General features: G+C 62.2%; 16 protein-coding genes. 10 read left to right on the top strand and 6 right to left on the bottom strand.

Features of this window, described 5'->3' with window-relative positions; translation table 11 throughout:
* Positions 1 to 62: 62 nt before the first annotated feature.
* Positions 63 to 509: a response regulator gene (locus BOP93_RS24710; RefSeq protein WP_065894120.1), complete on the top strand. Its 447-nt coding sequence runs from the start codon at positions 63 to 65 to the stop codon at positions 507 to 509.
* Positions 510 to 672: 163 nt separating this feature from the next.
* Here the strand turns inward: BOP93_RS24710 and BOP93_RS24705 are convergent, their stop codons facing one another.
* Positions 673 to 2,850, bottom strand: coding sequence for a malate synthase G (locus BOP93_RS24705; protein WP_065896276.1), 2,178 nt, complete (start codon positions 2,848 to 2,850; stop codon positions 673 to 675).
* A 363-nt stretch (positions 2,851 to 3,213) separates the two neighbouring features.
* On the opposite strand from BOP93_RS24705, the gene BOP93_RS24700 reads away from it, so the two are divergent.
* Positions 3,214 to 3,726 (top strand): glycine cleavage system protein R, encoded by a 513-nt coding sequence (locus tag BOP93_RS24700; protein ID WP_065934284.1) that lies wholly within the window; start codon positions 3,214 to 3,216, stop codon positions 3,724 to 3,726.
* Between the two features lie 110 nt (positions 3,727 to 3,836).
* Here BOP93_RS24700 and rarD read toward each other — a convergent pair whose 3' ends face one another.
* The 5 genes from rarD to BOP93_RS24675 form a co-directional block, all read right to left on the bottom strand.
* Entirely contained in the window at positions 3,837 to 4,721 is an 885-nt protein-coding gene (gene rarD, locus BOP93_RS24695; RefSeq protein ID WP_104504938.1) for an EamA family transporter RarD, read from the bottom strand.
* A gap of 179 nt (positions 4,722 to 4,900) precedes the next feature.
* Entirely contained in the window at positions 4,901 to 5,875 is a 975-nt protein-coding gene (locus tag BOP93_RS24690) for a serine/threonine protein kinase (protein ID WP_104504937.1), read from the bottom strand.
* 167 nt (positions 5,876 to 6,042) lie between these two features.
* The gene (locus tag BOP93_RS24685) at positions 6,043 to 7,941 is read right to left on the bottom strand and encodes a PhoX family protein (RefSeq protein ID WP_104504936.1); all 1,899 of its coding nucleotides are present in this window, start codon (positions 7,939 to 7,941) and stop codon (positions 6,043 to 6,045) included.
* Positions 7,942 to 8,020: 79 nt separating this feature from the next.
* On the bottom strand, positions 8,021 to 8,785 hold the full coding sequence (locus tag BOP93_RS24680; protein ID WP_104504935.1) for a TOBE domain-containing protein: 765 nt from the start codon (positions 8,783 to 8,785) through the stop codon (positions 8,021 to 8,023).
* Positions 8,786 to 8,842: 57 nt separating this feature from the next.
* A complete protein-coding gene (locus tag BOP93_RS24675; RefSeq protein ID WP_104504934.1) occupies positions 8,843 to 9,580 on the bottom strand; it encodes a ComF family protein in 738 nt (245 codons plus the stop codon).
* A 92-nt stretch (positions 9,581 to 9,672) separates the two neighbouring features.
* Here BOP93_RS24675 and bioB point away from each other — a divergent pair, with 92 nt between their 5' ends.
* From bioB to BOP93_RS24635, 8 genes are all read left to right on the top strand, one after another.
* Positions 9,673 to 10,728 (top strand): biotin synthase BioB, encoded by a 1,056-nt coding sequence (bioB, locus tag BOP93_RS24670; RefSeq protein WP_104504933.1) that lies wholly within the window; start codon positions 9,673 to 9,675, stop codon positions 10,726 to 10,728.
* Positions 10,729 to 10,870: 142 nt separating this feature from the next.
* The gene (gene bioF / locus BOP93_RS24665) at positions 10,871 to 12,052 is read left to right on the top strand and encodes an 8-amino-7-oxononanoate synthase (RefSeq protein ID WP_104504932.1); all 1,182 of its coding nucleotides are present in this window, start codon (positions 10,871 to 10,873) and stop codon (positions 12,050 to 12,052) included.
* Positions 12,045 to 12,776 carry an alpha/beta fold hydrolase gene (locus BOP93_RS24660; RefSeq protein ID WP_065894128.1) on the top strand — a complete coding sequence of 244 codons (732 nt, stop codon included), beginning with the start codon at positions 12,045 to 12,047 and terminating at the stop codon, positions 12,774 to 12,776. Before bioF ends, BOP93_RS24660 begins: the two co-directional genes overlap by 8 nt.
* Positions 12,769 to 13,581: a malonyl-ACP O-methyltransferase BioC gene (gene bioC / locus BOP93_RS24655; protein WP_065885474.1), complete on the top strand. Its 813-nt coding sequence runs from the start codon at positions 12,769 to 12,771 to the stop codon at positions 13,579 to 13,581. Before BOP93_RS24660 ends, bioC begins: the two co-directional genes overlap by 8 nt.
* On the top strand, positions 13,578 to 14,258 hold the full coding sequence (bioD, locus tag BOP93_RS24650; protein WP_104504931.1) for a dethiobiotin synthase: 681 nt from the start codon (positions 13,578 to 13,580) through the stop codon (positions 14,256 to 14,258). Before bioC ends, bioD begins: the two co-directional genes overlap by 4 nt.
* A 106-nt stretch (positions 14,259 to 14,364) precedes the next feature.
* Positions 14,365 to 14,646: a pyrroloquinoline quinone biosynthesis protein PqqE gene (locus BOP93_RS24645; protein WP_065894133.1), complete on the top strand. Its 282-nt coding sequence runs from the start codon at positions 14,365 to 14,367 to the stop codon at positions 14,644 to 14,646.
* Positions 14,647 to 14,980: 334 nt separating this feature from the next.
* Positions 14,981 to 16,786, top strand: a complete 1,806-nt coding sequence (locus tag BOP93_RS24640) for a phenylacyl-CoA dehydrogenase (protein ID WP_104504930.1) — start codon at positions 14,981 to 14,983, stop codon at positions 16,784 to 16,786.
* A 338-nt stretch (positions 16,787 to 17,124) separates the two neighbouring features.
* Positions 17,125 to 18,414, top strand: coding sequence for a GGDEF domain-containing protein (locus tag BOP93_RS24635; protein WP_104504929.1), 1,290 nt, complete (start codon positions 17,125 to 17,127; stop codon positions 18,412 to 18,414).
* Positions 18,415 to 18,418: the final 4 nt, after the last annotated feature.

The raw sequence follows: 18,418 nt of genomic DNA, 5'->3' as shown, positions 1-18,418 counted from the left end.
GTTCGCCCTTCCGCAGATGTCTGACGAGTGCTGGGAGATTGATAAGAATTTTTGAGAAACGTATGTCCGACCACGATATTTTGAGTGATGCCGAGCGCGAGGCGCTGAGCGCCGTGATGCTGGAGCCTGATTTACCGCCACAACGCGTGTTGATCGTGGACGACGACAAGGATGCGCGTGAACTGTTGGCGGAAATCCTCGGGCTGGACGGTATTCGCTGCATGACGGCTGACAACGGAGAGAGCGCGTGGGCGTTGTTGAAGTCGCACAGTTCCATTGGGTTGCTGATCACCGATTTGCGCATGGCGCCGAGCGACGGTTTGGAGTTGATCCGCCAGGTGCGCGAATCGCCCCGTGCGGCGTTGCCGATCATCATCATATCGGGGGACGCCGAAGCGCCGGATGTGATTGATGCGATGCATTTGAGCGTGGTGGACTTTTTGCTCAAGCCGATTGATAGCGAGAAGTTGGCGAAGTTGGTGAAGCGGGAGTTGGGGATGGATTCCTGATTTTTGTGGTGAGTGTGTTGGCCTCATCGGGGGCAAGCCCCCTCCCACACTTGAACTTCGCCGCGGTCAAAATGTGGGAGGGGGCTTGCCCCCGATAGCGCCAGTCCAGCCACCATAGCCCCCAAATAAAAAGCCCCGATCTCACGATCAGGGCTTTTTTCATTTACAGGCCATTTTTAGCCTTGAACTCCCGACGCCTGCGGTGCAGCACCGGCTCGGTGTAACCGTTAGGCTGTTTGGTCCCTTCAATCACCAGCTCCACCGCCGCCTGGAACGCGATGTTGCTGTCGAAATCCGGCGCCAGCGGGCGGTACAGCGCGTCCCCGGCATTCTGGCGGTCCACCACCGGCGCCATGCGCTTGAGGCTTTCCATCACCTGGGCTTCATTGACGATGCCGTGGCGCAACCAGTTGGCAATGTGCTGGCTGGAGATGCGCAGGGTGGCGCGGTCTTCCATCAGGCCCACATCGTTGATGTCCGGCACCTTTGAACAACCGACGCCCTGGTCGATCCAGCGCACCACATAGCCAAGAATGCCCTGGGCATTGTTGTCCAGTTCGTTGCGGATCTCTTCTTCGGACCACTCGGTATTTTGCGCCAGAGGAATCGTCAGGATGTCATCCACCGAGGCGCGTTCACGCTTGGCCAACTCGGCCTGGCGGGCGAACACATCGACCTTGTGGTAGTGCAATGCATGCAGTACAGCCGCCGTTGGCGACGGTACCCAGGCCGTGTTGGCGCCGGCCAGTGGGTGGGCGATTTTCTGTTCGAGCATCGCGGCCATCAGGTCGGGCATTGCCCACATGCCTTTACCGATCTGTGCGCGCCCTTGCAGGCCGGTGCTCAAGCCGATATCGACGTTCCAGTTTTCGTAGGCGCCGATCCACTTCTCGGCTTTCATGGCGGCCTTGCGCACCATGGCGCCGGCTTCCATGGAGGTGTGGATTTCGTCGCCGGTGCGGTCGAGGAAGCCGGTGTTGATAAACACCACACGTTCGCTGGCCGCCTTGATGCAGGCCTTGAGGTTGACCGTGGTGCGGCGCTCCTCGTCCATGATCCCGACTTTCAGCGTGTTACGCGTAAGGTTCAGCACGTCTTCGATACGGCCGAACAGCTCGTTGGTGAACGCCGCTTCTTCGGGGCCATGCATCTTCGGTTTGACGATGTACACGGAGCCTGTACGGCTGTTCTTGCGCGAGCTGTTGCCGTTGAGGCTGTGGATCGCCGCCAGGCTGGTGAGCAGGCCGTCGAGGATGCCTTCCGGCACTTCGTTGCCGTCTTTATCGAGGATTGCGTCGATGGTCATCAAGTGGCCGACGTTGCGCACGAACAACAGCGAGCGGCCGTGCAGGGTGACGTCGTTGCCATCCACGCCGGTGTAGACGCGATCAGGGTTCATGGTGCGGGTGAAGGTCTTGCCGCCCTTGGCCACTTCTTCGGCCAGGTCGCCCTTCATCAGGCCGAGCCAGTTGCGGTAGATCACCACTTTGTCGTCGGCATCCACGGCGGCGACGGAGTCTTCGCAGTCCATGATGGTGGTCAGCGCAGCTTCCACCAGCACGTCTTTGACGCCGGCGGCGTCGGTCTGGCCGACCGGGGTGCCGGCGTCGATCTGCAGCTCGAAGTGCAGGCCGTTGTGCTTGAACAGGATCGCAATCGGCTCGGCCGCCGGGCCCTGGAACCCGATCAGCTGCGCGTCGTCACGCAGGCCGCTGTTACTGCCGCCCTTGAGGCTGACGATCAGCTTGCCGTCGACGATCTTGTAGCCGGTGGAGTCGACGTGGCTGCCGGCGCTGAGCGGCGCGGCCTCATCGAGGAAGGCGCGGGCGAAGGCAATGACCTTGTCGCCGCGCACTTTGTTGTAGCCCTTGCCCTTCTCCGCGCCGTCGGCTTCGCTGATGGCATCGGTGCCATACAGCGCGTCATACAGCGAACCCCAACGTGCATTGGAGGCATTGAGGGCGAACCGGGCGTTCATCACCGGCACCACCAGTTGGGGGCCGGCCATGCGTGCGATTTCGTCGTCGACGTTTTGGGTCGAGGCCTGGAAGTCTGCGGCTTCTGGCAGCAGGTATCCGATGTCTTGCAGGAAGGCTTTGTAGGCCACCGGGTCGTGGGCCTGGCCGGCATGGGTCTGGTGCCAGGTATCGATGCGCGCCTGGAAATCGTCGCGTTTGGCGAGCAGGGCTTTGTTCTTCGGCGCCAGGTCGTGAATGACCTTGTCGGCACCGGCCCAGAACTGGTCGGCAGTGATGCCGGTACCGGGAATGGCTTCGTTGTTCACGAAGTCGAACAGGACTTTGGCGACCTGCAGGCCACCGACTTGAACGTGTTCAGTCATTGCTTGCCTCACTCTGCGGAGCTTATGCGCTTTTTCAGATTTTCATTATGTAGTGCACGGTTGGGCATACTACATGATGACTTGCGGTTGTGAAAATTAGACTAAATACGTCGTTTAGCGACCCACTTTGGTCGGACGGTCACAGCGGAGAATCGGATGTTCTCAAAAAACTATTGGATTGTTCCAGATAAATATAAAAATGGTACACGATTTGTTTTCGAGCTACCGCGCGTCCACCTTGTAGGAGCGAGCTGGCTCGCGAAAAACCTGAGCGTACCGCTGATTTCAGTTTTTTCGCGTTATCGTTGATGACCTTCGCGAACAAGCTCGCTCCTACAGGAATCGCACCCGAGGTATTTCCCCATGGATCATCTTGTACTCACAATTATTGCCGCCGACAAACCCGGCCTGGTTGAACGCATCGCGCACACCATCGCCGCCCAGGGTGGCAACTGGCTGGAAAGCCGCATGGCCCATATGGCCGGGCAGTTTGCCGGGATTCTGCGCGTCAGCGTTCCTGCAGAGAACCGTCAGGAACTGGTGGGGGCGCTGGAGGATTTATCCACCCACGGCATTCGCGTGCTGGTGGGCGAGGGCAGTTCCGGCCAGGCATCGGCCTCCAAATCGATTGTGATGACCCTGGTGGGCAATGATCGCGCAGGCATCGTGCGGGAGATCACTGCGCTGTTGAGCAAGCAGGGTGTCAACCTGGAGCGCTTGAGCACTGACGTGCGCCCGGCTCCGATGAGCGGCGATCCGCTGTTCAACGCCGAGGCCTTGTTGCAAGTGCCGTCAAGCCTGTCCCTGGAGGCGTTGCAGGCGTCCCTGGAAACCCTGGCAGACGATCTGATGGTGGAATTGCGCAACGATGAATGAGCACCCATGAGGTTATGCATGGAAATCTTGCATGGACCTGTGGATAACCTTTGGGTCAATGTCTGCAAGCCAGGCCGGCTAAGGCTTGCAGCGCTTTGAGCGTTTTTTGATCAGTGTTTGCGCACGCTCAGCCAGATATCCACGCTGTACACCACCAGGCCCGCCCAGATAAAGGCAAAGGCGGTCAGCGTGCTGGGCGCCAGGTGTTCGCCGAACAGCAGCACGGCTTCCAGCAGCACCAGGGTGGGCGCTACGTACTGCAAAAAGCCCAGTGCGGTGTAAGGCAGATGCCGCGCGGCGGCGTTGAAACAGACCAGCGGGATCAGCGTCACCGGGCCTGCGGCCACCAGCCACCAGGCCTCGGAGGTGCTCCAGAATTCCAGCTGTGCGCTGTGGGCCGTCGGGTTGAACAGCAACCAGGCGATGGCAATCGGCACCAGCATCCAGGTTTCCACCACCAGCCCCGGCAGGGCTTTGACCGGCGCCTGTTTACGGATCAGCCCGTAGAAGCCAAAGGTCAGCGCCAGTACCAGCGATACCCACGGCAAACTGCCCACTTGCCACACCTGTTGCGCCACACCGACCGCCGCCAGAACCACGGCCACCCATTGCAGGCGGCGCAGACGTTCGCCGAGCAGCAGCATCCCCAGCAGTACGTTGACCAGCGGGTTGATGTAGTAGCCCAGGCTCGCTTCCAGCATGCGCCCGGTGTTGACCGACCACACATACGTCAGCCAGTTGGCCGCGATCAACGAACCGCTGAGGGCCAGGATCGCCAGGCGCCTGGGGTTGTCGCGCAGTTCGCGAAACCAGCCCGGGTGTTTCCACACCATCAGCAGCAAGCCACCGAACAGTGCCGACCACAGCACGCGATGCACGATGATCTCGGCGGCGGGGACACTGGCAATGGCTTTGAAATAGAGCGGGAACAGGCCCCAGGTGATATAGGCGCTCAGGCCCAGGATGTACCCCTTGCGGGGGTTGGCGGCTTGCATGCGGAATCCTTGCTCGGACAGCTGACAAAGCGCGATTGTAAGGATATTTGTCAGGCAATGGGATCTGCTTTGCTCTATGTGGGAGGGGGCTTGCCCCCGATTGCGGTGGGTCAGCTACATAAAGGTTGGCTGATACACCGCTATCGGGGGCAAGCCCCCTCCCACATAAAGCGCAGCAGTCAGAAAAGCTTCAGCGGCTCTTCGTTGAGCGCCGACAGTTGCTCACGCAACGCCAGCACCTGGTCACCCCAATAGCGCTCGCTGCCAAACCACGGGAAGCTGTGGGGAAAGGCCGGGTCGTCCCAGCGCCGCGCCAGCCAGGCGCTGTAGTGCATCAGGCGCAGGGCGCGCAAGGGTTCGATCAGGGCCAGTTCACGCGGGTCGAAGTCGTGGAACTCCTGATAGCCCTCCATCAACTCCGACAGTTGGCCCAGGCATTCCTGGCGATCCCCGGCGAGCATCATCCACAGGTCCTGTACCGCAGGGCCCATGCGACAGTCATCGAGGTCGACGATGTGGAACATCTCGTCGCGGCACATCATGTTGCCGGGGTGGCAGTCGCCGTGCATGCGGATGTTCTTGTGCGGGGTGGCCTTGTAGACCTCTTCCACACGCTTGAGCAGGTCGCGCGCCACGGACTCGTAGGCCGGCAACAGGCTCTTGGGAATGAAGTTGCCTTCGAGCAGGGTGGTCAGGGAGTCGTGACCGAAGTTCTTCACGCCCAGGGCTTCGCGGTGTTCGAACGGGCGGGTGGACCCCACCGCGTGCAAGCGACCGAGCAATTGCCCGAGGCGGTACAGCTGGTCGAGGTTGCCCGGCTCCGGCGCGCGGCCGCCACGGCGTGGAAACAGGGTGAAGCGGAAACCCTGGTGCTCGAACAGGCTTGCGCCGTTGTGGATCAGCGGGGCGACCACCGGCACGTCGCACTCAGCCAGTTCGAAGGTGAAGCGGTGTTCTTCCAGGATCGCTTCGTTGGTCCAGCGCTGGGGCCGATAGAACTTGGCGATCAGCGGTTCGGAATCTTCGATGCCCACCTGATACACGCGGTTTTCGTAGCTGTTGAGCGCCAAAATGCGCGCATCGCTGAGAAAACCGATGCTTTCGACGGCGTCGAGGACCAGGTCAGGGGTGAGTGTTTCAAACGGGTGGGCCATGCGAACTCCTGCGCGCAGCAGGTCGCCGCGTCCGGCCGGGTATGGTAACGCACCGGGGCTGAGATAGGTGGTGGCTGTGCTATTGCTATCGGGGGCAAGCCCCCTCCCACACTTGATTTGTGAATACAGTTAAATGTGGGAGGGGGCTTGCCCCCGATGAGGCCCTTTCAGGCGCCGACAACCCCACCATCATCGCGCCGGATCGCCAGCACCGACGAACGCGGCTTGCCGTTCGGCAGATGCTCCGGCCACGTCGAGCCGCCGGTTTCGCCAGGGTGCTGAATACCCACAAACAGGGTTTTCTGATCCGGCGAAAAGCTGATCCCGGTGACTTCACACGCCACCGGCCCGACCATGAAGCGACGAATCTCCCCGGTGTGCGGGTCGGCGCACAGCATCTGGTTGTTGCCCATGCCGGCGAAGTCGCCCGCGTTGCTGTAGTCGCCGTCGGTGAGAATCCACAGGCGCCCGGCCTTGTCGAAACCCAGGCCGTCCGGGCTGTTGAACATGTTTTGCGGGTTGATGTTGGACGAGCCGCCCTTCGGCGAGCCCGCGTGTACGCCGGGGTTGCCGGCGACGACGAACAGGTCCCAGGTGAAGTCCGTGGCACCGTGGTTATCGGCGTCGGCTTTCCAGCGCAGGATCTGGCCGTAGACGTTCTTCTCGCGCGGGTTGGGCCCGCCCACCGGCTGGCCGTCTTCGCCGCGCTTGGCGTTGTTGGTGAGGGTGCAGTAGACCTGGCCGTCCATGGGGCTGACCACGATCCATTCCGGGCGGTCCATGCGCGTGGCTTTCACCACGCTGGCGGCCAGGCGGGCATGGATCAGCACTTCGGCCTGGCTGGCAAAGCCTGCGCCGGCATCGATGCCGTTTTTGCCGTGGGTAAGCTCGACCCATTGGCCCTTGCCCCTGGGATGATCGGCATCGCCATTGCCCGCGTCGAAGATCGCCACGTACAAGGTGCCGTGATCGAGCAAATCCTTGTTGGCTTTCGGGTTGCCGTGGTTGATCGGATCGCGGCTGACGAACTTGTAGATGAATTCGCCGCGCTCGTCATCGCCCATGTACACCACCGCGCGTCCGTCGCGGGTCTCGGCCAGGGCCGCGTTTTCGTGCTTGAAACGGCCCAGGGCGGTGCGCTTGACCGGGGTGGATTGCGGGTCGAACGGGTCGATTTCCACCACCCAGCCGTGGCGATTGAGTTCGTTGGGGTTCTTGGCCATGTCGAAGCGCGGGTCGTGCGGATGCCAGTTGATGTCCTTGCTGGCGGCGACCGCGCCGTAGCGTTTTTGCCCGGCGTCGAAGGCTTGCTGTGGGTTGCTGCTGCCGAAACAGTCGGTGAAGTTCTCTTCGCAGGTGAGGTAGGTGCCCCACGGGGTCTTGCCGTTGGCGCAGTTCTGGAAGGTGCCCAGGGCGTGCTTGCCGGTGTTGTCGGCGCTGGTTTTCAGCCAGTCGTGGCCGGCGGCGGGGCCGCTCAGGCGGATCGGCGTGTTGCCGTGGATGCGCCGGTTGTAGCGTGAATCCTGGACGAACTGCCAGGTATCGCCCTTGCGCTGAATTTCGATCACCGACACGCCTTCGCTGGCCAGGGCCTTGCGCACGTCTTCGGCCGATTGCGGTGCGCCGCCGTGGGCGTAGAGGTAGCGGTAGTTGGTGTATTCGTTGTTGATCGCCATCAAGGCACGGTTGTCATCGCCGGGGAAGGGAAACAGGCTCATGCCGTCATTGTTGTCGCCGAACTGCTGTTCCTGGGCCTTGGCCGTGCCGTTGCCGGAGGGGTCGAAAGCCGGCGCCTGGGTGCTCAAGGGCTGGCCCCAGCTGATCAGCACCGAGGCGCTGTAGCCAGGCGGCAGGGTAATGGTGTCGCTGGTGGCAGCGGCGATGCCGGTGAAGCCCAGCAACGGGCTGGCAGACGCGGCGTTCACGGCCAGGGCGCTGCGGCTGAGCAGGTTGCCACCCAGGAACATCGCCGCGCCGCACAGGGCGCCGGCGCCGATAAAGCGGCGACGGGTAAGGCCGACCATCTGTTCGAGGTCAGTGGCTTGGTTTTCTTCCAGCAGGCTCATGTCAGGCTCCTTACGGTTTTTGCAGACACCTTAAGGAGCGGGCGTGACGAAATTGTTGCAGTTTGATGGCGGGTGCTCGCTACACCGGGGTGCCGAGCAATACCTGGCCGGGGGCGAATTGCACCTGGATCGGCCGGCCAGGCGCGGCGTCGAGTGCGCTCAGTGCGGCGGGCTGCGCCAGGGCACACAGCACCTGACCGCTGGGCAGGCCGATGCGGACTTCGCTGGGGCCGTCTTCAGCGTCGAGAATCGTCTCGATGACACCGCTCAGGCAATTGTGTCCAAGTGTTGCGGTTTGCCCGATGGCCAATAATTCCAGCCAGCCGGCCTTGATCAGGGCCACCACTTCCACCCCGGGCTCCAGTTCCAGCCGTTGCGTGCTGTCGTGCGTGATGTGCGCATCCAGGTACAGGCCACCCGCCAGTTCCAGGCGCACCGTGTCATTACGCCCGTGGCGCTCGATGGCGCTGACTTGGCCATGCAGCTGATTGCGCGCACTGGTGCGCAGCATCAGGCGGCCCAGCAAATTGAAGTCGCGGGCTGCTTCGTCGGTGGCGAGCACCTCGGCTTGCAAGGCTTGCAGGCGTTGATAAAGGCGCAGCACGCGCTCACCTTCGCTTGTCAGCCTGGCGCCGCCACCGCCTTTGCCGCCGACGCTGCGCTCCACCAATGGCGTTTGCGCCAGGTTGTTCAGTTCATCGATGGCGTCCCACGTGGCTTTGTAGCTCAACCCGGCACTTTTGGCGGCGCGGGTGATGGACCCCTGTTCGGCGATATGCGCCAGCAACGCGATGCGCTGAGGGCGGCGGATGATGTGCTGGCTGAGCGGCGAGGGCAGGGACATGGGGATACGCCTGGCTGGAATGAGCGGACGTTGCCGCCCGGCGGCCTGGGAGTCAAGTCATGTGCCGGGTTTGGGCGTGCGGGCCAGGCAATACACATCGACCTGACGCGCACCGGCCTTCATCAATAACCGCGCCAGGCTGTGGGCGGTGGCACCGGTGGTCAGCACGTCGTCCACCAGTGCCAGGTGCCGGCCCTGCACCCAGGCGCCGGGTGCCAGGGCGAAGGCATTGAGCAGGTTGCGTTTGCGTGTTTTGGCGTCGAGGTCTTGTTGCGCGATGGTTTCCTTGGGGCGTAGCAACAGGTGTTCATCGCAGGGGATGTCCAGGTCGGCACTGAGCCAGCGTGCCAGCATCACGGCCTGGTTATAGCCACGCTGGCGCAGACGCTTGGGGGGCATCGGCACCGGTAGCAGGCAATCGGGGCGGCTGAGTTCGGCATTCTCGAACCGATGTTGCAGCAGTCGTCCGAGCAAGCGCCCCAGCAGGTGCCCCAACGGCCAGCGCGCCTGATGCTTGAACCGGCTGATCAGGCTGTCCACCGGGAAGCTGTAGGTCCAGGGCGCAATCACTTGTTGATACGCAGGCGGATGTTTCTGGCATTGGCCGCACACCAAGCCGTCCATGGGCAAGGGCAGGGCGCAGATGTCACAGCGCTCCATCAGCCACGGCAGTTCGGTTTCGCAGGCGATGCACACACAATCGTCGCTTCCAGCGCGCTCATCGCAGATCAAACAGGTTTGTACGCTTTTTAACCAGATGTAAACCTGGTGTTTGTGGCTTGGTTGACAGTGCATGAATCTTCCTTAAATATGCCGAGCATCCGTGTCGTACCTGTGGGTATTGCCCTTCCCGCAGCGTTAGCCAAAGCATAATCAAGGAATCGCCCATGAGCGCCAGCACCTCTGCCACCCTGCGTCACGATTGGTCTTTGGCCGAAGTCAAAGCCCTGTTCGTGCAGCCGTTCAATGACCTGTTGTTCCAGGCGCAGACCGTGCACCGCGCGCATTTCGACGCCAATCGGGTGCAGGTCTCCACCCTGCTGTCGATCAAAACCGGCGCCTGCCCGGAAGATTGCAAATATTGTCCGCAGTCGGGTCACTACAACACCGGCCTGGAAAAAGAAAAGCTGATGGAGGTGCAGAAAGTCCTCGAAGAGGCTGCCCGCGCCAAGGCCATCGGTTCGACGCGTTTCTGCATGGGCGCCGCCTGGAAACATCCATCGGCCAAAGACATGCCCTACGTGCTGGAGATGGTCAAGGGCGTGAAGGCCATGGGCCTGGAAACCTGCATGACCCTCGGCCGTCTCGATCAGGACCAGACCGCCGCGTTGGCCCAGGCCGGCCTCGACTACTACAACCACAACCTCGATACCTCGCCGGAATTCTACGGTTCGATCATCACCACGCGTACCTACAGCGAACGCCTGCAGACCCTGGCCTATGTGCGTGAGTCGGGGATGAAGATCTGCTCCGGCGGTATTCTCGGCATGGGCGAGTCCCTCGATGACCGCGCCAACCTGCTGATCCAATTGGCCAACCTGCCGGAGCATCCGGAGTCGGTGCCGATCAACATGCTGGTCAAGGTGGCCGGTACGCCGTTGGAAAACGCCAAGGACATCGACCCGTTCGACTTCATCCGCATGCTGGCGGTGGCGCGCATTCTGATGCCGCAATCCCATGTGCGCCTGTCGGCCGGCCGTGAGGCGATGAACGAACAGATGCAGGCCCTGGCGTTCTTTGCCGGCGCCAACTCGATTTTCTACGGCGACAAGCTGCTGACCACCGCCAACCCGCAGGCGGACAAGGACATGCAACTGTTCTCGCGCCTCGGGATTCTGCCGGAGGCGCGTGAAGAGCATGCCGACGAAGTGCATCATGCGGCCATTGAACAGGCGTTGGTGGAGCAGAAGAGCAGCGAACAGTTCTACAACGCCGCCGTTTAACCCAAATGCATTCCAAATGTGGGAGGGGGCTTGCCCCCGATGACGGTAGGTCAGCCAGCACCTGTGTTGACTGAGATACAGCCATCGGGGAAGCCCCCTCCCACCTTTCGAACCGCGCACACCCTGCTGAATCGAGGCCTGCATGTCTTTCGATCTCGCCGCGCGCCTCGCTGCCCGCCGTGCCGAATACCTTTACCGTCAACGCCCCTTGCTGGAGAGCCCCCAGGGCCCGGAAGTGGTGGTGGACGGCAAGCCTCTGCTTGCGTTTTGCAACAATGACTACCTCGGCCTGGCCAACCATCCACAGGTGATAGAAGCCTGGCGCGCCGGTGCGTCCCGCTGGGGCGTGGGCGGTGGCGCGTCGCACCTGGTGGTGGGGCATGCCACGCCGCATCATGAGCTGGAAGAAGCCCTGGCCGACCTGACCGGGCGCCCGCGTGCGTTGCTGTTTACCACCGGCTACATGGCCAACCTCGGCGCGGTCACCGCCTTGGTGGGGCAGGGCGATACCGTGCTGGAAGATCGTCTGAACCATGCGTCGTTGCTGGATGCCGGTTTGTTGTCCGGCGCACGGTTTACCCGCTACCTGCATAACGACGCCGCCAGCCTGGCCAAGCGCCTGGAGAAAGCCACCGGTAACGCACTGGTGGTGACCGATGGCGTATTCAGCATGGATGGCAACCTCGCCGATCTGCCGGCACTGGCCCGCGAAGCCAGGGCCAGGGGCGCCTGGTTGATGGTGGACGACGCCCACGGCTTCGGCCCGCTGGGGGCCAATGGCGCGGGGATCGTCGAGCATTTTGGCTTGAGCCAGGAAGACGTGCCGGTGTTGGTCGGCACCTTCGGCAAAGCCTTCGGCACCGCCGGTGCCTTTGTGGCGGGCAGTGAAGAACTGATCGAAAGCCTGATTCAATTCGCCCGGCCGTACATCTACACCACCAGCCAGCCGCCGGCGCTGGCCTGCGCCACCCTCAAAAGCCTGGAGCTGCTGCGCACCGAGCATTGGCGCCGCGAGCACCTCAACGGGTTGATCCGTCAGTTCCGCCAGGGCGCCGAGCAGATCGGCCTGGCGTTGATGGACAGTTTTACGCCGATCCAACCGATCCTGATGGGCGACAGCGCACGAGCCTTGCGCCTGTCGCAGATGCTGCGCGAGCGCGGGCTGATGGTGACGGCGATCCGCCCCCCCACCGTGCCCGCCGGCAGCGCCCGTTTGCGCGTGACATTGACGGCGGCCCACAGCGCAGCCCAGGTGCAGCTATTGTTAAACGCATTGGAAGCGTGTTTCCGGTTGTTAAACATCACGGAGCCCGAGCATGCGTGATCGATTGGTATTGCTGCCCGGCTGGGGCCTTGGCGTGTCGCCGCTGGAACCGCTGGCCGCGGCGTTGTACGGCTTGAATGAACACTTGCACGTACAGATCGAACCGTTGCCGGCCCTGGACTCCAGCGACCTGAGCGAATGGCTCGACGAACTGGATGCCACGCTGCCGGACAATACCTGGCTCGGCGGCTGGTCCCTGGGCGGCATGCTCGCCTCGGAGCTGGCGGCACGCCGTGCAGAGCGTTGCTGCGGATTGCTCACCCTGGCGAGCAATCCGTGTTTTGTCGCCCATGATGGTTGGCCGCAGGCGATGCCTGCCGAAACATTCGACGCGTTCCTCGCCGGCTGCCACGCCGACTCCCAGGTCACCCTCAAGCGCTTCGGCCTGTTGTGCGCCAAGGGCGCGGCCGACCCGCGCGGGCTCTCGCGTTTGCTGGTCAGTGGCGCACCGAATACCTCGCCCAGCGTGTTGATGCCCGGCCTGGAATTGCTTGCCCAATTGGACACCCGCGCCGCCTTGCAGGCGTTTCGCGGGCCGCAACTGCACCTGTTTGCCGGTCAGGACGGGCTGGTGCCCGCCGAAGCCGCCAGTGACTTGCTGGCGCTGCTGCCCGATGTGGAAATCGGCCTGATTGAACAGGCCGGTCACGCTTTTCTTCTGGAGGACCCCCACGGTGTGGCGGGGGCCATCCAGGCTTTTTTGCATGAGTGCGTCGATGACTGATCTATCCCACCCCCACCTGCCGGGCGCCTTGCCCGACAAGCGCCAGGTGGCCGCTTCGTTCTCCCGGGCTGCGGCCAGTTATGACAGCGTGGCCGAGCTGCAGCGGGCGGTGGGGCATGCCCTGCTCGCGCAATTACCGGCGGGGCTCGCGCCACAACGCTGGCTCGACCTGGGCTGCGGCACGGGCTATTTCAGCCGTGCACTGGGTGAGCGACTGCCAGCCAGCCAGGGCATCGCGCTGGATATCGCCGAAGGCATGCTCAACCATGCGCGGCCTGCTGGCGGCGCGCAGCACTTCATCGCCGGTGATGCGGAACGCTTGCCCCTGAAGACTGGCAGCTTCGAGCTGATGTTCTCCAGCCTGGCGGTGCAGTGGTGTGCGAACTTCGACGCAGTCCTCAATGAAGCCTTTCGCGTGCTGCAACCGGGCGGCGTGCTGGCCTTTGCCAGCCTGTGCGTGGGCACGCTGGATGAGCTGCGCGAGAGCTGGCGCGCGGCGGATGGCTGGGTTCATGTCAACCGTTTTCGCACCTTCGAGGCTTATCAGCAGCTGTGCGCCGCCAGTGGTTTTCGGGTGACCCGCCTGGAACGGCGGCCCCATGTCCTGCATTACCCGGACGTGCGCAGCCTGACCCATGAGTTGAAAGCATTGGGCGCACACAACCTCAACCCGGGGCGCCCGGGAGGGTTGACGGGGCGCGCGCGGATTGCGGCGCTGGTGCAGGCCTACGAGCAGTTCCGTCAGGCCCAGGGCCTGCCGGCCACTTACCAGGTGGTGTACGCCGTACTGGAGAAACCGCTATGAACGCCGCTTATTTCATCACCGGCACCGACACCGATGTGGGCAAGACCACCATTGCCGCCGGCCTGCTGCATGCCGCGCGCCAGGCGGGTAAAACCACGGCGGCGGGAAAACCCGTGGCGTCGGGCTGCCAGGTCACGCCCAAGGGCTTGCGTAACGCCGATGCCCTGGCGCTGCTTGCCGAATGTTCGTTGCCGTTGACCTATGCCGAGGTCAACCCGGTGGCGTTGGAACCAGCGATTGCGCCGCATCTGGCGGCCCGTGAGGCGGGCGTTGCGCTGACGGTGCAATCCTTGCTCCAGCCGATGCGACAGATTCTCGAGCACAACGCGGACTTCACGTTGATCGAAGGTGCAGGGGGGTGGCGCGTGCCGCTGGCCGATCAAGCCAACCTGTCGGACCTGGCCATTGCGCTCAAGTTACCAGTGATCCTGGTGGTGGGTGTGCGTCTGGGGTGTATCAGCCATGCGTTGCTCACCGCCGAAGCAATCGCACGGGATGGATTGCCGCTGGCCGGTTGGGTGGCCAATATCATCGACCCGAAGACCTCTCGTCTGGAAGAGAACCTCGCCACCCTGGCCGAGCGTTTGCCGGCGCCCTGCCTTGGACGGGTGCCGAAACTCAAGCATGCCGGGGCAGCCGAGGTGGCCGCTTACCTGGAAATGGACCTGCTTGACTGATTTTGCCTATCGCTAAGGCAATGTGCCATTAGTGTTTTTAACGGGCCTTTCGCCAGGATGTCTGGTTCAATTGGCCTTCACGATTCTCTAAAGGCAGGCTTACGCCATGGAAATCTCTGGAAGCAGCGCGTTTTATTCGGGCCTGAGCACCATCCAGGCCGGGCAGAACCGTGTCGACCAGGCCGCTGGGAAGATCGCCAGCGCGTCGACGACCCAGCCATCGGCCGCGCAAAGCGACCGTCTGCAAGCCAATGATCGTGCTCAGGCGTCCAACTCGGCGAGCAATATGGTCGAAATGGCCCAAGGCAAGTTTCAAGTGGAGCTGGGCGCGAAAGTCGCCAAGGCTTCGGACGAAATGCTCGGTACGTTGATCGATACCTACGCCTGATTCCCCTGAGGCATGACATTTAAAATGTGGGAGGGGGCTTGCCCCCGATAGCGGTCTGTCAGCCAGCATGTTCGTAGCTGACCTGCCGCCATCGGGGGCAAGCCCCCTCCCACATTTGTTTCGTGCCCTCCAGATGAACTCCTACACTCCATAGTCATGTGGCATCACGCCACAGGATTGGCCGTGCGCGCCATTGATCCGCATCAAGACAAACGGCATCGGGCCGACGCTTGACAACCCCAGGTCGTAAACGTATGTTTCAAACACCTGTTTGACCGCCATCATCCTTTCACGCGGTTGTTCATCCCAGATACATCAGCAGAGGTTTATCGCTATGCCTGACTACAAGGCCCCCTTGCGTGATATTCGCTTCGTTCGTGACGAACTGCTCGGTTATGAAGCGCACTATCAGAGCCTGCCGGCTTGCCAGGACGCTACCCCGGACATGGTTGACGCCATTCTCGAAGAAGGCGCCAAGTTCTGTGAGCAAGTGCTGGCGCCGCTGAACCGCGTGGGTGACATCGAAGGGTGTACCTGGAGCGAGTCAGGCGTTAAAACCCCTGCCGGTTTCAAAGAAGCCTACAAACAGTTCGTCGAAGGCGGCTGGCCAAGCCTGGCCCATGACGTGGAGCACGGTGGCCAAGGCCTGCCGGAGTCCCTGGGCCTTGCCGTGAGTGAAATGGTCGGCGAAGCCAACTGGTCGTGGGGCATGTACCCAGGCCTGTCCCACGGTGCGATGAACACTATTTCCGAGCACGGCACGCCGGAGCAGCAAGAGGCCTACCTGACCAAGCTGGTGTCGGGCGAGTGGACCGGCACCATGTGCCTGACCGAGCCGCACTGCGGCACCGACCTGGGCATGCTGCGCACCAAGGCCGAACCTCAGGCTGACGGTTCCTACAAAGTCTCCGGTACCAAGATTTTCATCTCGGCCGGTGAGCACGACATGGCCGACAACATCGTCCACATCGTACTGGCGCGCCTGCCGGATGCACCGGCCGGTACCAAAGGTATCTCGCTGTTTATCGTGCCCAAATTCCTGCCCAACGCCGATGGCTCAATCGGCGAGCGCAACGCGGTGACCTGTGGCTCCCTGGAGCACAAGATGGGCATCCACGGCAACGCCACCTGCGTGATGAACTTCGACGCGGCCACCGGTTACCTGATCGGCCCGGCGAACAAAGGCCTGAACTGCATGTTCACCTTTATGAACACCGCTCGCCTGGGCACCGCGCTGCAAGGCCTGGCCCACGCCGAGATCGGTTTCCAGGGTGGCCTGAAATACGCACGCGATCGCCTGCAAATGCGCTCCCTGACCGGTCCGAAAGCGCCGGACAAGGCCGCCGACCCGATCATCGTGCACCCTGACGTGCGCCGCATGCTGCTGACCATGAAAGCCTTCGCCGAAGGCAACCGTGCGATGGTGTACTTCACCGCCAAGCAAGTGGACATCGTCAAGTACGGCACCGATGACGAAGCCAAGAAACAGGCCGACGGCCTGCTGGCCTTCATGACCCCGATCGCCAAGGCGTTCATGACCGAAGTCGGTTTCGAATCCGCCAACCACGGCGTACAGATCTACGGCGGCCACGGTTTCATCGCCGAGTGGGGCATGGAGCAGAACGTTCGCGACAGCCGCATTTCCATGCTGTACGAAGGCACCACCGGTATCCAGGCCCTCGACCTGCTCGGCCGCAAAGTGCTGATGACCCAGGGCGAAGCGCTCAAGGGTTTCACCAAGATCGTGCACAAGTTCTGCCAGGCCAACGAAGGCAACGAAGCCGTCAAGGAATTCGTTGCACCGCTGGCGGCGCTGAACAAAGAGTGGGGCGAGTTGACCATGAAGGTCGGCATGGCCGCGATGAAAGACCGTGAAGAAGTGGGTGCCGCCTCGGTGGACTACCTGATGTACTCCGGTTACGCGTGCCTGGCTTACTTCTGGGCCGACATGGCACGCCTGGCCGCCGAGAAACTGGCCGCCGGCACCAGCGAAGAGGCGTTCTACACCGCCAAGCTGCAGACCGCGCGCTTCTACTTCCAGCGCATCCTGCCGCGTACCCGTACTCATGTAGCGACCATGCTGTCGGGCGCCAAAAACCTGATGGACATGAAAGAAGAAGACTTCGGCCTGGCTTACTAAGCCTTACCGGGTGCGGAAAAACCGTTTCCTTTCGGGGAAGCGGTTTTTTTGTGCATGTAAAGGCCGCTAACCAAGCATTGAAATGCGGTGAATGTGGGAGGGGGCTTGCTCCCGATGACGGTGGGTCAGTCACTTAAGTGTCGCTCAATTACCGCCATCGGGAGCAAGCCCCCTCCCACATGCGTTCTGTGCCGATCCGAAAAATGCGCGCTGGCGCTAAGGGTTTGATCAAGCGTGCCGTTACAGTGATGGCAATGTGATACAGGGCGGACTGGTTGTGTTTAACTGGTTGTGTAGAAGCACTATGCCACTATTTTTTGCGGTCGGAGTTCTACCCCTTGTTACGCGTGTCCGCTGTACGCTTCAGTCATTTCCTACCCTCGTTGCTGCTATTGCTGGCCGGGCTCTCGGCTGCCTATCTCAAGGACCTCAACGTTTTCTTCACCTCGCTGTTCAACGTGCTGCCGACCCTGGTGCTGTTGCTCGGCGGAGCGTACTGCGCGGTGTATCGGCGCCAGCGTGAGTTGTTCCTGATGATCACGGTGTACGTCGTCTATTTCCTGCTGGACACCCAGACCGATTTCTACCGCGACAATGGCCGCGTGCGCGAAGACGCCGCTGTCGTGTTTCACCTGTGCTGCCTGCTGCTGCCGTTGCTGTTCAGCGTGTACGCGCTGTGGCAGGAAAAGACTCACCTGTTCCGTGACTTCGTCGCGCGTTGCGCGGTGCTGTTGGCCGTCGGCAGCGTGGCATTTGCGCTGGAGCAACGTTACCCACAGGGCGTGCTGGACTGGTTGGCCGAGATTCGCTGGCCGGCGCTGCATGGCGCGTGGATGAGCCTGATCCAGCTTTCATACCCGATGTTTCTGATTGGCTTTATCACCCTGGCCGCCCAGTACTGGTATCAGCCGCGCCCGCTGCACGCTGCGCAATTGGTGGGGTTGCTGGGGATGTTCTGGATGCTGCCGCAGACCTTCATCCTGCCGTTTACGCTCAACATCATGTGCAGCCAGGTGATGCTGATGATCGCTGCCGGTGTGGCGCATGAGGCGTATCAAATGGCCTTTCGCGATGAGCTGACCGGCTTGCCGGGCCGCCGCGCCCTGAACGAACGCATGCAGCGGCTGGGGCGCAACTATGTGTTGGCGATGAGCGATGTGGACCACTTCAAGCGTTTCAACGATACCCACGGCCATGACGTGGGCGACCAGGTGTTGCGCCTGGTGGCGAGCAAACTGTCCAAGGTCAGCGGCGGCGGGCGCGCCTACCGTTACGGCGGTGAAGAGTTCGCCGTGGTGTTTGCTGGCAAGAGCCTGGATGAATGCCTGCCGCACCTGGAGGCGATCCGCGAAAGCATCGCCACCTATGCGATCAAGTTGCGCAACCCGGACCGCCCCAATGACGACCATCAAGGGCGCCAGCGTCGGGCCGCCAGTGGTGCGTCCAGTGTGTCGGTGACGGTCAGCATCGGCGTGGCCGAGCGTCAGGCCGAGCAGCGTAGTCCTGAAGAAGTGCTCAAGTGCGCCGATCAGGCGCTCTACGCCGCCAAGGGCGCCGGGCGCAATTGCGTGATCGCGGCCGGGCAGAACCGTCGCGGTGCGGTGCGCATGCAAAGCGCTGCCGGTTGAGTAA

Origin of the sequence: Pseudomonas orientalis (assembly GCF_002934065.1) — a bacterium.
Taxonomy (GTDB): domain Bacteria; phylum Pseudomonadota; class Gammaproteobacteria; order Pseudomonadales; family Pseudomonadaceae; genus Aquipseudomonas; species Aquipseudomonas orientalis_A.
The sequence above is the reverse complement of the archived record's forward strand: the minus strand, read 5'-3'. Positions and strand labels throughout refer to the sequence as shown.